13 protein-coding genes are annotated in these 13,613 nt (G+C 69.2%); 6 read left to right on the top strand and 7 right to left on the bottom strand.

Going from position 1 to position 13,613, the window contains the following annotated elements; translation table 11 throughout:
* The first annotated feature begins 15 nt into the window (after positions 1 to 15).
* The 4 genes from ACQPWU_RS43430 (at position 16) to ACQPWU_RS43415 (ending at position 5,280) form a co-directional block, all read left to right on the top strand.
* Entirely contained in the window at positions 16 to 1,554 is a 1,539-nt protein-coding gene (locus tag ACQPWU_RS43430; RefSeq protein WP_433431491.1) for a serine/threonine-protein kinase, read from the top strand.
* Positions 1,551 to 2,534, top strand: a complete 984-nt coding sequence (locus tag ACQPWU_RS43425; protein ID WP_433431490.1) for an NAD(P)-dependent oxidoreductase — start codon at positions 1,551 to 1,553, stop codon at positions 2,532 to 2,534. Before ACQPWU_RS43430 ends, ACQPWU_RS43425 begins: the two co-directional genes overlap by 4 nt.
* A gap of 131 nt (positions 2,535 to 2,665) precedes the next feature.
* Positions 2,666 to 4,015: an FAD-binding oxidoreductase gene (locus tag ACQPWU_RS43420; RefSeq protein WP_360696075.1), complete on the top strand. Its 1,350-nt coding sequence runs from the start codon at positions 2,666 to 2,668 to the stop codon at positions 4,013 to 4,015.
* Positions 4,016 to 4,020: 5 nt separating this feature from the next.
* Positions 4,021 to 5,280: a class I SAM-dependent methyltransferase gene (locus ACQPWU_RS43415; RefSeq protein WP_433431489.1), complete on the top strand. Its 1,260-nt coding sequence runs from the start codon at positions 4,021 to 4,023 to the stop codon at positions 5,278 to 5,280.
* A gap of 123 nt (positions 5,281 to 5,403) precedes the next feature.
* On the opposite strand, the gene ACQPWU_RS43410 is transcribed toward ACQPWU_RS43415, so the two are convergent.
* From ACQPWU_RS43410 to ACQPWU_RS43385, 6 genes are all read right to left on the bottom strand, one after another.
* The gene (locus ACQPWU_RS43410; RefSeq protein ID WP_433431488.1) at positions 5,404 to 5,733 is read right to left on the bottom strand and encodes a hypothetical protein; all 330 of its coding nucleotides are present in this window, start codon (positions 5,731 to 5,733) and stop codon (positions 5,404 to 5,406) included.
* 14 nt (positions 5,734 to 5,747) lie between these two features.
* Positions 5,748 to 5,939 (bottom strand): helix-turn-helix domain-containing protein, encoded by a 192-nt coding sequence (locus ACQPWU_RS43405; RefSeq protein ID WP_433431487.1) that lies wholly within the window; start codon positions 5,937 to 5,939, stop codon positions 5,748 to 5,750.
* Between the two features lie 414 nt (positions 5,940 to 6,353).
* Positions 6,354 to 7,535, bottom strand: coding sequence for a low temperature requirement protein A (locus ACQPWU_RS43400; protein ID WP_433431486.1), 1,182 nt, complete (start codon positions 7,533 to 7,535; stop codon positions 6,354 to 6,356).
* A gap of 135 nt (positions 7,536 to 7,670) precedes the next feature.
* Complete coding sequence (locus ACQPWU_RS43395) at positions 7,671 to 8,621, bottom strand: phosphotransferase (RefSeq protein WP_433431485.1); 951 nt, start codon at positions 8,619 to 8,621, stop codon at positions 7,671 to 7,673.
* A gap of 118 nt (positions 8,622 to 8,739) precedes the next feature.
* Positions 8,740 to 9,387: an HAD family hydrolase gene (locus ACQPWU_RS43390; RefSeq protein ID WP_433431484.1), complete on the bottom strand. Its 648-nt coding sequence runs from the start codon at positions 9,385 to 9,387 to the stop codon at positions 8,740 to 8,742.
* A complete protein-coding gene (locus ACQPWU_RS43385) occupies positions 9,384 to 9,830 on the bottom strand; it encodes a MarR family winged helix-turn-helix transcriptional regulator (protein WP_433431483.1) in 447 nt (148 codons plus the stop codon). Before ACQPWU_RS43385 ends, ACQPWU_RS43390 begins: the two co-directional genes overlap by 4 nt.
* A gap of 79 nt (positions 9,831 to 9,909) precedes the next feature.
* Between ACQPWU_RS43385 and ACQPWU_RS43380 the strand changes: the two genes are divergently transcribed.
* Complete coding sequence (locus ACQPWU_RS43380; RefSeq protein ID WP_433431482.1) at positions 9,910 to 10,338, top strand: SgcJ/EcaC family oxidoreductase; 429 nt, start codon at positions 9,910 to 9,912, stop codon at positions 10,336 to 10,338.
* A 52-nt stretch (positions 10,339 to 10,390) separates the two neighbouring features.
* On the opposite strand, the gene ACQPWU_RS43375 is transcribed toward ACQPWU_RS43380, so the two are convergent.
* Positions 10,391 to 11,926: a long-chain-fatty-acid--CoA ligase gene (locus ACQPWU_RS43375; RefSeq protein ID WP_433431481.1), complete on the bottom strand. Its 1,536-nt coding sequence runs from the start codon at positions 11,924 to 11,926 to the stop codon at positions 10,391 to 10,393.
* 139 nt (positions 11,927 to 12,065) lie between these two features.
* Between ACQPWU_RS43375 and ACQPWU_RS43370 the strand changes: the two genes are divergently transcribed.
* Positions 12,066 to 13,610, top strand: coding sequence for a GMC family oxidoreductase (locus ACQPWU_RS43370; protein ID WP_433431480.1), 1,545 nt, complete (start codon positions 12,066 to 12,068; stop codon positions 13,608 to 13,610).
* Positions 13,611 to 13,613: the final 3 nt, after the last annotated feature.

Below are 13,613 nucleotides of genomic sequence, written 5' to 3'. Positions count from 1 at the left end.
CAACAGGGGTAGGACATGGTTTCGGATAGCAACCGCCTCATCGCAGGGCGCTACCAGTTACAGCGTGAACTGGGCCGCGGCGGCATGGGCGTGGTCTGGGAAGGGCAGGACACCCTGCTCAACCGGCAGGTCGCCATCAAAGAGGTGCTGCTGCCCGACGGGCTGTCGCCGGGCGAGCAGGAGCGTCAGCTCTTAAGGACCGCCCGCGAGGCCCGTACCGCGGCCAAGCTGAGCCACCCGTCAGTCGTCGCGATCTACGACGTCGTCGAGGAGGGCGGCCGGCCGTGGATCGTGATGGAGCTGCTGCGTCACCCCACGGTGGAGGAGGTCGTGCTCACCTCGGGCGCGCTCCCGGTGCGGGAGGCGGCGGAGCTGGGCCGGCAGGTGCTGTCCGCGCTGAAGACCGCGCACGAGGCGGGCATCCTGCACCGGGACGTCAAGCCGGCCAACATCCTGCTGGCCGACGACGGCCGGGCCGTGCTCATGGACTTCGGCATCGCCCAGGTCGAGGGCGACGCCTCGCTCACCAAGACCGGCATGGTGACCGGCTCGCCGAGCTTCCTCGCCCCCGAACGGGTCCGCGCCGAGAACGCGGGTCCGCCCTCCGACCTGTGGTCGCTGGGCGCCACGCTGTACGCGTGCATGGTGGGGCGCTCGCCGTTCGAGCGGGGCGACCCCATGTCCACGCTCAACGCGCTGCTCACCGAGGAGCCCGACTACCGCAGAATCCCGCCGATCATGCACCCGGTCCTCAAGGGCCTCCTGCAGAAGGAGCCGGAGCAGCGGGTGAGCGCGGAGGAGGCCGACCGGCTGCTCACGGCCATCCTCGCGGCCAGGCCCGCGTACAACGATCGGGACGTGCTGCCGGACAAGAAGCCGAGCCGGGGCAGGGGCCGGGCCGTGCTCGCGGCGGCCGTGGCCGCGGTGGTGGTCGTCGCGGGCGGCGCGGTGGCGTACTTCAAGCTCGCCTCCCCGGCGGAGGGCGCCCCGCGCGCCACCGCCCCCGCCGCGGCGACCAATCCGCTCACGCCGACGGCCGCGCAGACGCCGGAGGCGAGCGCGACGCCCACCCCGACGCCTAGTGTGACGAGGGTCGTCCCGGCCGTACGCGCCTGGAGGTCGCGCGACGGCTGGTCGATCATGCGGCCGACCGGCTGGCGGGGTGCGCTCAGAGAGGCGTACACCGAGTGGACCCGCAGGGACGGGAGCGCGCACCTCGGCGTCGAGGCCGTCTACTCCAACACCGATCCGAACCAGGTCCTGCGTGACTCGGAGGAGACGTTCAAGCAGAACGCCCAGGACATCGTCAACCGCAGTCGCAGGACGGTCGTGCACCAGGGCGCCAAGGCCGTGGAGTGGGAGTTCTCCTGGACCGCGGGCAGCGGGGGCGACGCCCGCTGGGTCACGCCCGGCACCCGGTACCACGAGGTGCGGCGGGTCGTGGCGATCGGCGACGCCGCGTACATCGTGTCCTGGACGGTCACCGAGGCCCAGTGGATGCGTTACAGGGCGCTTATGCGGCAGGTGATCAGCAGCTTTACTGTGGGGGCATGAGCCCCTGGAACCTGCTCGCCCTGCCCCCGCTCCCCGAAGAGCTCATGCGCCGTCTGCTCGCCCCGCTCGGCGAGCAGGTGACCGTACGCGTGCCCGCGGCCCGCGACACGGACGCGCTCCTGGCCGCGCTGCCCGCGGCGGAGATCGTGCTCGGCGACTGGACGGGCACGCTCGTGCTGGACGCCGAGGCGGTCAAGGCCGCGCCGCTGCTGGCGTTCGTGCAGCAGCCGTCCGTGGGCGTGGACGGCCACGACCTGGACGCCCTGGCGGCGGCCGGGGTGCCGCTGGCCAACACGCCGGGCGTCAGCGCGGTGGCGGTCTCGGAGTGGTGCCTGGCCGCCACCCTCTCGTTGTCGCGCAAGCTGGCCGCCGCCGACGCCGCCGTACGCGCCGGCGAGTGGCCGCAGCAGGGCCTGCAGCCCCACGAGCTACGCGGCCGCCGGGTCGGCATCGTCGGCTACGGCCCGATCGGCGCCACCAGCGCGGAGATGTTCCGCGCGCTCGGCTGCCACGTCTCGTACTGGACCCGCACACCCCGCGAGGACCCCGGCTTCGAGGACCTGCTGACGCTCATCTCCTCGAGTGACGTCGTGATCGTGGTGATCGCGCTCTCGGACGAGACCCGGGGCCTGGTCGATCCCGGCCGCATGAAGCAGGGCGCGCTGCTCGTGAACGCCGCGCGGGGCGGCGTCGTCGACCAGCGGGCGCTGGTCACGGCCCTGCGCGCGGGCCATCTGGGCGGCGCCGCGCTCGACGTCTTCGACGAGGAGCCCCTGCCCTCGGACGATCCGCTGCGGGACCTCCCGAATGTCCTGCTGTCTCCGCACGTCGCGGGCGTCACGCCCGAGTCCACGGGCCGCCTGCTCGCGGCCACCCTGGACAACCTCGCCGCCGCGGTGGAGGGTCGGGAGGTGGATAACGTGCTCAACGGCGTATCCCCGACGATCTCCAGGAAGTTTACGCAATCACCTACCACGTAGGCATTTCACCTGGCACTATGAACAGTTTTCGTGTCTTTAACGACCCCGGTCTATTCGGAGTAGCTCGTGGGAGATACCGTCTTACGGACGATCTCTACCAGCTCAAGGGGGGTGCTTTAGTGACGACGAAGATGTCGACACACCAACGGGCAGTAGAGCAGATCCGGCAGTCATACGCCGAGATTCCGGGCGGAGCCGCCCCTCGCCTGGCCAAGGCCACGTCGAACCTCTTCAGGTTCCGTGACTCGGGCAAGACGGCCAAGCTCTCGGCCAGGGATCTCGACGAGGTCATCAGCGTCGACCCCGAGACCATGACGGCCGAGGTCCAGGGCATGACGACGTACGAGCATCTGGTGGACGCCACGTTGCCGTACGGGCTCATGCCGTACGTGGTGCCGCAGCTCAAGACGATCACGCTCGGCGGCGCAGTGACCGGGCTCGGCATCGAGTCCACCAGCTTCAGGGACGGCCTGCCGCACGAGTCGGTGGAGGAGCTCGAGATCCTCACCGGCGACGGGCGGATCATCGTGGCGCGCGAGGACAACGAGCATCGCGAGCTCTTCCGGTCGTTCCCCAACTCGTACGGCACGCTCGGCTACGCGCTGCGGATCAAGATCAAGCTGCGCAAGGTCCAGCCGTACGTGCGCCTGACGCACGTCAAGTTCACCGACGCGGCCAAGTGCATGCTGGCCATGCAGGAGATCTGCGAGAGCATGGTCCACGACGGCGAGAGCGTCGACTTCGTGGACGGCGTCTTCTTCAGCCCGGGGGAGATGTACATCACGGTCGGCCGCTTCGCCGAGCGCGCCCCCTACGTCTCCGACTACACCGGGATGCGCATCTACTACCAGTCGATCAGGCAGCGCAACCGCGACTGGCTGACCATCCGCGACTACCTGTGGCGCTGGGACACCGACTGGTTCTGGTGCTCGCGCGCGTTCGGGGTGCAGCAGCCCGTCGTCCGCTCGCTCATGCCGCGCCGCTGGATGCGCTCCGACGTCTACCGCCGCCTGGTGGCGCTCGACAGGAAGTACGGACTGACCGCCCGCATCGACCGGTGGCGTGACCAGCCGGTGCAGGAGTCCGTCATCCAGGACGTCGAGACGCCGGTCGAGCGGGGGGCGGAGTTCCTGGAGTTCTTCCACGACAAGGTGGGCATGACACCGGTGTGGATGTGCCCGCTGCGGTCCAGCTCCCGCTGGCCGCTCTACCCCCTTGAGCCGGGCAGGCTCTACGTCAACTTCGGTTTCTGGGGCATGGTGCCGCTGCCGCGAGGGCAGTTCGACGGCTACTACAACCGGCTGATCGAGCGTGAAGTACACGAGCTCGACGGTCACAAGTCGCTCTACTCGACCTCGTTCTACGCTCGCGAGCAGTTCTGGCAGCTGTACAACGGCGATGCCTACTGGTCGGTCAAGCGGGAATACGACCCGAACGGTCGCCTGCTGGACCTGTACGAAAAATGTGTACGGGGAAGGTGAGCAGATTGGCTCTGGCAAGCATCTTTGAGAAGATCGTCGGCACGGAAGCGAACGTCTCGTTCCAGGCATACGACGGCAGCAAGGCAGGGCCGGACGGGGCCGACCTGAGCATCGAGGTCAAGTCGCCCATCGCGGTCTCCTACCTGGCGCACGCGCCGGGCGAGCTGGGCCTGGCCAGGGCGTACATCTCCGGTCATATCGACGTGCACGGCGACTTGTACACGTTGCTCGACCGCATGTGGAACATCACCACCAACGACCTGACCACCCAGGAGAAGATCGCCGCCGTTCGCGCTCTGGGCGTCAAGCCGCTCCTGATGCGGGTGCCGCCACCCCCGCAGGAGATGCGCCAGAGTGCCCTGGCCAGGCTGGGCTCCCGTCACGCCAAGCAGCGCGACGCGGAGGCCATCCACCACCACTACGACGTCTCCAACCGCTTCTACGAGTGGGTCCTGGGACCGTCCATGGCGTACACGTGCGCGGCGTTCCCCTCGGAGGAGTCGACGCTGGAGGAGGCCCAGTTCGCCAAGTTCGACCTGGTGGCCCGTAAGCTCGGCCTCAAGCCGGGGATGCGCCTGCTGGACGTCGGCTGCGGCTGGGGCGGCATGGTCATGCACGCCGCCAAGCACTACGGCGTCAAGGCCCTCGGCGTGACGCTGAGCAGGCAGCAGGCCGAGTGGGCCCAGAAGGCGATCGCCGACGCGGGCCTGCAGGACCTGGCGGAAGTCCGCTTCATGGACTACCGGGACGTCAAGGAGACGGACTTCGACGCGGTCAGCTCGATCGGCCTGACCGAGCACATCGGCAAGGCGAACGTCCCCTCGTACTTCTCCTTCCTGTACAGCAAGCTCAAGCCGGGCGGGCGGCTCCTCAACCACTGCATCACCCGGCCGACCGGAAAGGAGAAGACGTTCAACAAGGGCGGCTTCATCAACCGGTACGTCTTCCCTGACGGTGAGCTGGAGTCGGTCGGCTGGCTGATCAGGCAGATGGAGGACCTGGGCTTCGAAATCCGCCACGAGGAGAACCTCAGGGAGCACTACGCCAAGACGCTGCGCCATTGGTGCGACAACCTCGACGCCAACTGGGACGACGCGGTCGAAGAGGTGGGCATGGGCACGGCCCGGGTGTGGGCCCTGTACATGGCCGGCTGCATCGTGGGCTTCGAGCGCAACAAGGTCCAGCTCCACCAGGTGCTGGGCGTGAAACTCGACAAGAACGGCCACTCGGGCATGCCCCTCCGCCCGGCGATCGACTGGCCGTAACCGACGTCCTTCGCCCTGGGAGGCGCTCCGCGCCATGCAAGCGCCTCCCAAGAGGGCTGGTGGAAGCCCACCGATCGCCGCGGGTCAGCATGCCCTCAAGAGTGACGCGCCCTTGCTCCCACCTCATCGATCCTCGCCTTCGTTGATCTTTATCCGTACGAGCGGCCGGGCTTTGACCGTCTCCAGGAAAGGATCGCCCTCCGAAGACGCCCACTCCGTGCGGCTCAACCGGCGGATGCTCACTTCCCTGCCGAGTTGCCCCTCCGCGGCCCTGGCCGCGTCATAAAGCTCATCTTCATCGGCGGTGCCGACGATCAGGACGTTCACATCGTTCGGGACTCTGCCCCCCTCGCCGGAGTACCGGGCCGCCCAGGAGCCGTAGATGTACGCCTCCTCGACGCCGGCGATGCCCGACAACTGCTCGCCCAGCACCGCCATCGGGCCATACGTCAATGCGAGCAGCTCTGTCAGAGGGCCGCCACGACGACGTCCGTGTCCGCGCTGATCATTCGCATATTGCCGACTCTCCGCGTGACCAGCAGTCCCGCGGCGGCCAGACGATCGACTTCCCGGGTGACGGCCGATGGTGAGACCTCTAGCCGCCTCGCCAGCTCGACCTGTGGGTATTCCTGACCGGTATGCAGAAACAGCCAGGCCAAGAGCTCGCCTTGGAAGGGGGAAGCTTGCAGCTTACGCAAGCTCCACGAGGTGCGGCCCGATCGTGTGACGGCGGCGCACCGCCCCGATAGGGGGATGCGCCGCTACTGTGCCGGTTGCATGTCCTTCGCGTGTTTGCCGCGGCTGGTGTGGATTTCGTTATCCCGGGAGTCCTCTTGGGGCTCCGGTAGCTCGTCCTTGGGACTATGGGGCTTGGCATGCCTGCCCACGTGCTCTCCTTTGCCGATCGCAATTGCCAAGGGTGACCATATGGCTACACTATGCATTGAGGCAAGCGGAGCGTCGGTGTCCTGGGTGTCGACCGCGATGCCGGAAGCGACCTTTCCAGTCTCATCTCGGTCATCCACGGTCCGTCGGAGCCCCTGTGGGGATCCGTGGCTGACTTCCACCGCTGGTCAGAGCGCCCGGCGTACGGATGCCGCTCCGTGCTGGGTGACCACGACGAGCACGATCATCACCGCCGCGATCAGCGGCAGCGGCAGGCCGGTGAACGCCGTCGCCAGCACGGCGGCCACCCCCGCGAGATAGGCACCGTCCACCAGCGGGCCGGGACGATGTGGGCGCACGTGCACCAGCCACAGGCTGATCAGGAAGACGGCCACCGGTACGGCGACCGCCGCCCCGGCACCGAAGGGGCCGATGTGCGCCTCACGGGTGTCGAAGTCGATGCTCACCGCCAGACCGGCGCCGATCGCCGCGGCGGAGGAGAAGATCAGATAGTGGCCGTAGCCCCAGAGGAACGCGACCTTGCTCGACGTCAGCAACAGGTGGGCGGGCCGGGAGAAATACAGCCACCACATCGCGAAGACGATGACCATGCCGCTGAAGGCCACCGACAGCAGCGGGCCCGCGTCGAGCCGCCGGTCCAGCCCGGTCTGGATGGCGAGGGTGGCGGCGAGGATGGACTCGCCGAGGACGATGATCGTGAACAGGCTGTAACGCTCGGCGATGTGATGCGGATGCCAGGTGGTCGACCAGAACCGTTCCGCCCAGACCGGCACCGCCAGCTCCGCGAGCACCAGCACGAAGAAGGCCGCCGGCCCGAACTGCTCGGGCAAGGCCAGCCGGGCGATCCAGCCGACCTGGACCACCGCCACGCCGAACGCGTACCGCAGCGCGCTGCGCCGCCCCTCGGCGTGCCCTTGGGCGGCGCGCAGCCAGAGCAGAACGAGCGCCGAGCGCATGACCACGTAACCCAGGGTGACCAGTCCGAAGCCCCCGTTCTGGAAGGCCCGCGGCACCCCGGCGGCGAGGACGAGCACCCCTGCCATCTGCACGAAGATCAGCAAGCGGTACGCCGCGTCGTCGGTGTCGTATGCGGAGGCGAACCAGGTGAAGTTCATCCACGCCCACCAGATCGAGAAGAACACCATCACGTAGCCAAGCAGGCCTGCGCCCGCATGCCCCTCGGACAGCGCGTGGTGGAGGCTGGCGGACGCCTGGGCGACGGCGACCACGAAGCACAGATCGGACAGGAGCTCCAGCGGGGTGGCGACCCGATGCGGCTCGGCGGGGTCGCGCCCGGCCATCCTGCGCCACAGCGGCGCCCTGCTCCCGCCATCATGTGTGCCGGTCATCCCCGTTTTCCTCCCTTATCGCATCATTGCGCCCCCCTCATCGTGGCGCAGCGCAGGGAGTCCGCGAGCCATCCGATCAAGCCGCCCGGGCGGGCACGGCGGTAGGGAGGCCGGGGGCGTGCTCGGCGAGCACGTTCAGCGCGGTCCATTCGAGGCGGTGGCCAGGGCCTCGAGGGTGCCCGTGAGGCCGTCCCAGCTCTCCTCGGCGTCCGGCGTGCGCCCGTGCGGCGAGCGGAACCACGCCACGAACTCGGCCACGTCATCGAGCGCCCACCGCAGCCGGTAGAGCTCCAGAGCCGCGAGGCTGGGCGTGCGGCCGGTGGCGTCGGCGTACCGGCCGAGGTCGTCGGCGTCCCTGGCCACCAGCCACAGGTCGCGTTCGGGCGCCGCCAGCCCGACCGTGTCCCAGTCGACCAGCAGCCGCCGCTCGCCGCAACGCAGCAGGTTTCCCGGGTGCGGCTCGCCGTGCGTCACGACGGGCTCGCCGGCGTCGGCCGCCATCCGGTCGAACTCCGAGAGCCTGCGGCGCAGCACCCCGGCGTGCTCGGCGATCAGCTCCCTGGCGGGCTCAGAGTACGGGCCACCCAGCCAGGGCAGGCGCGATTCCTGGAGCGCCTGCTCCAGCCCGGCCCGGTCCGAGAGCTCCAGCGGGCGCAGGGGAGTGGAGAGGGGCGGCGGGGTGGCGTGGAGGGCGGCGAGCAGGTCGATGATCGCGGCCCGGTCCTCGGCCGGCTGCTCCTGCCCGAACTCGCCGGAGGTCCCGTCCGAGAAGGGGAAGACGCTCATCGCCCACCGGTGGCGGTCGAGCCGCAGCAGCGTCGTGCCGTCGGTCGCGCGCAGCGGCGCCACCACGAAGTCGAGCCCCGCCTCCTCGCGCAGCGCCGCCGCGGTGTCCATGGCCAGCCGCAGCCCGTCGAAGCTCCGGCGCCGTACGTCCGCGACCGTGACGAACCACCGCCCGTCAGCGCCCCAGTGGTAGTCGCCGAAGCCGACCGGCGCGTACTCCAGCGTGCGCGCCTGGATGCCCCACGCGCCGAGCGCGGGCCGCAGCAGCCCCTCGTCGAGCGAATCCGGCCGATCTCGCATCCGGCCACGCTATCGGCCCCGGCGGCTCGCTTCACCCGCATGAACGAGGGGCGATCCTTACCGTCCCCCGAATGGGACCGGTACTTCCCCGGACTGGCGTACCGATCTCCGTGCCCGGTCACGCTCCACGGAGGATGAGCTCGATGGCGGAGAGCACGTCCGTCACCGTGTGATCCGCCACGACCCCGCCGGTGACTCCCCGGTCGATCCAGATCGTCCGCAGTCCCGCGTCCCGTCCACCCGAGATGTCCTTTTCGGGGTCGTCCCCGACGACCCAGCCGCCAGGCTCCAGCGAAGCGCCGCACCTCCGGGCGGCGATCTCGAACAGCCGCACGTCAGGCTTCCGTACGCCCTCCGCAGCCGAGATCGCCCACCCGTCCACCCGGTCCGCGAGCCCGCTCCGTTCGATCTTGCCCGTCTGGTTGTCGGTCATCCCGTTCGTCGCGATCCCCACCGCCCACCCGGCCGCCCGCAACCGGTCGAGCCCGTCGAGCACTTCGGCGGGACACGAGACCAGGTGCGGCAGCCGCGCCCGGTACGCCGCCCACAACGCCTCGACCGGCTCGGCCAGCCCGAACCGCTCACGTACCAGAGCGAAGAACGAGTCCATGGGCAAGGAACCGTCCGCGTCCAGCGCCACCATCCACGGCACCGCCTCCTCGCCCAGCCGCCGCTCGGCGGCGAACTCGGCGGCCCAGCGCTTGAACGCGCCCAGCCGGTCGATCAGCGTGTTGTCCAGGTCGAAGAGGGCGAGGGGTCGCGTCATGCGTCCCTCGCCGCGATGAGCTCGTCGGTGGCGGACTGGTACGCCGTCGCGGCCCGCTCGAAATAGTCGAACAGCGTGGCCCGCTCCGCCTCCGGGTACTCCTGGATCAGCTCGGCCAGTCGCGTCCGGGTGCCCGCCAGCACCTCGTCGAGCCCCTTCGGCTGGCCGGTCGACTCGACCATCACCTTGCGCCGGTCGGCGGGGTCGGGTGCGCGCCGTACGTACCCGCTCCCCTCCAGGCGGTCGATGAGCCGCGTCGTGGCGCCCGTGGTCAGCCCCGTCCGCACGGCGAGCTCGCCGGAGGTGAGCGGCCCGGCGAGGTCGAGCAGGTTGAGCGCGTAGTAGTCGGTGGCGTTGAGCCCCGCGGCCTCGGCGGCGGCCAGGCTGTTGAGCACGATCGCGCTCAGGTAGCGCCGGAACGTGGCGCTGGGATCGGTTGACAAGCCCCCTCCTCTTCCTTAGGTTAATATCTGCATAGACACAGAGACTTATCTAATGCAGATAATATCAGAAGGAGCGGAAATGATCACTACTGAGATCCAGAGCCTGTTCGCCGAGCTGGAGGACGCCTGGAACCGCGGCGACGGCAACGCGTACGGCGAGTGCTTCACGGCCGACGCCAGCTACACCACCTTCGTGGGCACCGTCTACCACGGCAGGGAGGACCTCGCCTCCGGGCACCAGGCCCTGTTCGACACGGTGCTCAAGGGCACGAAGATGTTCAACGAGATCGTCGAGGTCCGTTTCTACGGCACCGGCACCGCCGTGGCCGTCGGCAAGGGAGACGTGGCCAAGAAGCACCCGGGCAAGCTGACCAAGGTGCAGACGTACACGCTGGTCCGCGAGGCCGACGGCAGGTGGCGCATCGCCTCCTTCCACAACACCAGGCGCAGGCCGCTGTTGGAGGCGGTGTCGTTCAAGTACGTCCCGGCCAGCCGGCCGCGCCGATGACGGACGCGGCGCGCTCCTCCGGACAAGGGAACGCCCGCGCCTCAGCAAACGGTTACCGGAGCTCGCGCTTGAGGATCTTGCCCGTGGCCGTCATCGGCAGCGACTCGCGGAACTCGACGATCCGGGGGTACTTGTAGGCCGCCATGTTCTCCTTGGTCCAGGCGATCAGCTCGTCCTCGGTGATCGTCGAGCCGGGCGTGCGGATGACGTACGCCTTGATCTCCTCGCCGTGGGACTCGTGCGGAACCCCCACCACGGCGGCCAGCGACACGGCCTCGTGGGTCATGAGGACCTCTTCGAGCTCGCGCGGATAGACGTTGAAGCCGCCGCGGATGACCATGTCCTTGGCCCGGTCGATGATGGAGTAGAAGCCGTCCGCGTCCCGGGTCGCGATGTCACCCGTGCGGAACCAGCCGTCCTTCATCACCTCGGCCGTCGCCTCCGGGCGGCCGTAGTAGCCCTTCATGATGTTGTGGCCGCGGATGGCGATCTCGCCGGGCCCCTCGCCCTCGATGGTCTTCCAGTCACCGTCGACCAGCTTCATCTCCACGCCCCAGATCGGGGTGCCGACCGTGCCGGGCTTGGTGGGGCGGCTGAGCTGGTTGAAGCTGGCCACCGGCGACGTCTCCGACAGGCCGTACCCCTCCAGGATGCCGATGCCGAAGGTGCGCTCGAAGTCCTTGAGCACCTCCACCGGCGAGGAGGCGCCGCCCGCGACGGCGACCCGGAGCGTGCTGGGCACCTCCGCGCCCTCCGTGTGGATCTTGGTGAGCAGGCCCCAGTACATCGTCGGCACCCCGGCGAAGAACGTGACGCCCTCCTTGACCATGAGTGCGAGCGCCTCGCCCGGCTCGAAACGCGGCATCAGCACGATGGCGGCGCCGCGCAGGAAGCCGGTGTTCATGACCACGGTCTGGCCGAAGGAGTGGAACAGCGGCAGCACCGCCAGGTACGAGTCCCCGCCGTCGGTGCGGGGGAACATCTTGTCGCTGACCATGGCGTTCAGCAGCATGTTCTGGTGGCTGAGCTCGGCGCCCTTGGGCTGGCCCGTGGTGCCCGAGGTGTAGAGGATCACCGCGGTGTCGTCGGGGGCCGTCTGCACGGTCTCGAACTCGCTCGCCATGCCGCCCAGCGCCGCCCAGATCGACTCGCCGTACGCGGACTCGGTCGCGAGCGGGGTGGCGGGCAGCACGAAGAAGTGCTCGCAGCCCGGCGCCCCCTCGAAACCCGCCTTGCCGCGCTCGCCCAGCGGCAGCTCGGGTGTGCCCTCGAAGCAGAACAGCGCCTTGGCGTCGCTGTCGTCGAGGTGGTAGGCGATCTCCCGCGACTGCAGCAGCACGTTGAGCGGCACCACCGTGGCCCCGGCCTTGAGGATGCCGAAGTAGACGAACGGGAAGTACGGCAGGTTCGGGCACGCCAGCGCCACCTTGTCCCCCTTGCCGACACCGCGTGACACCAGCAGGTTCGCGACCTGGTTGGCGACGGTGTCGATCATGGAGTACGGGAGTCGCATGTCCCCGAAGACGATGGCCGTGCCGTCGGGGGTGTTCCTCGCGCTGTCCTCAAGGACGACCGACAGGTTGAGCATGACGCCTTCCTTCTCTAGCCGGGCTTGGCGCCACTCTAGGCAGGACCGCATACCTACTGGTAGGTAACGGAGGTCACAAGTGCATATGGACGCGTCCGCTCGCCTGGAGTAAGCAAGTACCAAGTTACTTGGAGGAGCCATGGAGTACGACTACGTGATCGTAGGGGCGGGGTCCGCGGGGTGCGTGCTGGCCAACCGGCTCTCGGAGGATCCCGGTGTGTCGGTCGCGCTGGTCGAGGCGGGCGGGAAGGACGACAAGCTGGAGATCCGCATGCCCGCGGGTTTCGCCAAGCTGTTCAAGACCGACTACGACTGGAACTACACCACGGCCAAACAGAGCGAGATGTCCGGCCGCGAGCTCTACTGGCCGAGGGGCCGCGTGATCGGCGGCTCGTCCTCACTCAACGCCCAGATGTGGGTGCGCGGCTGCCAGCGCGACTACGACCAGTGGGGCGTCCCCGGCTGGTCGTACGACGACGTCCTGCCGTACTTCACGAAGGCCGAGCACCGCGTCGGCAGCAACGAGGGCGGCGTCTACGGCACCTCGGGGCCCCTCTACATCTCCGAGCTGCGCAGCCCCAACGTGACCACCGCCGCGTTCCTCAAGGCGTGCGAGGAGCTCGGCTTCACCCGGCTCGGCGAGCTGAACGGGCGCTCCAACGAGGGCTACTGCCCCACGCCGGTCACGCAGCACCGCGGCCGCAGGTGGAGCTCGGCCGACGCCTACCTGCGCCCGGCCGCCTCGCGGCCCAACCTCCACGTGATCACCGGGGCGACCGTGGACCGGGTGGTGTTCGACGGCAGGCGGGCGACCGGCATCGAGCACAGCGGCGGCGCCCAGGTCAGAGCCAGGAGGGAGGTCATCCTGTCCGCGGGCGCGATCGGCTCCCCGCACTTGCTGATGCGCTCCGGCGTGGGCGCGCCCGGCGAGCTGCGCGACGCCGGGGTCGCGATCGTGCACGAGCTGCCCGAGGTCGGCAAGAACCTGCAGGACCACCTCTCGACCGGCGTGTTCGTCGAGTGCGAGCAGCCGGTGACGCTGACCAAGGCCGAGTCGATCGGCAACCTCCTGCGTTACCTCGTCCTGCGCTCCGGCATGCTCACCACGAACGTGGGGGAGGCGGTCGCGTTCATCAGGACCTCGGACGAGGAGCCCGCGCCCGACGTCGAGCTGGTCTTCGCTCCCGTGCCGTTCCTCGAGCACGGCCTCGCCCCGCCGACCGGCCACGGGCTCACCGTCGGCGTCGTGCTGCTGCAGCCGGAGAGCCGGGGCAGGATCGGGCTCAACGGCGGGGACGTCGTCATCGACCCCGGCTACCTGACCGCGGAGGCCGACGTCAAGCGCCTGGTCGCGGGGCTGAAGACGGCCAAGCAGGTCTTCGCCACCACGGCGATGAAGCCGTACGCGGGCGGGCCGATGGCGCCGTACTGGGCGCCGGAGAGCGACGAGGAGCTGGCGCAGTGGGTACGCGAGCGCGGCGAGACGCTCTACCACCCTGTCGGCAGCTGCCGCATGGGGACGGACGACGCCTCCGTGGTGGACCCCTCGCTGCGGGTACGCGGCGTCGAGGGGCTCAGGGTCGTGGACGTGTCGATCATGCCGACGCTGAATCGGGGGCACACCCATGCACCGGCCATTATGATCGGCGAGAAAGGCGCTGATTTGATAAGGAAGGCGCCTTAAGTC

This window comes from Nonomuraea sp. CA-141351 (assembly GCF_050944675.1).
Taxonomy (GTDB): domain Bacteria; phylum Actinomycetota; class Actinomycetes; order Streptosporangiales; family Streptosporangiaceae; genus Nonomuraea.
The sequence above is the reverse complement of the archived record's forward strand: the minus strand, read 5'-3'. Positions and strand labels throughout refer to the sequence as shown.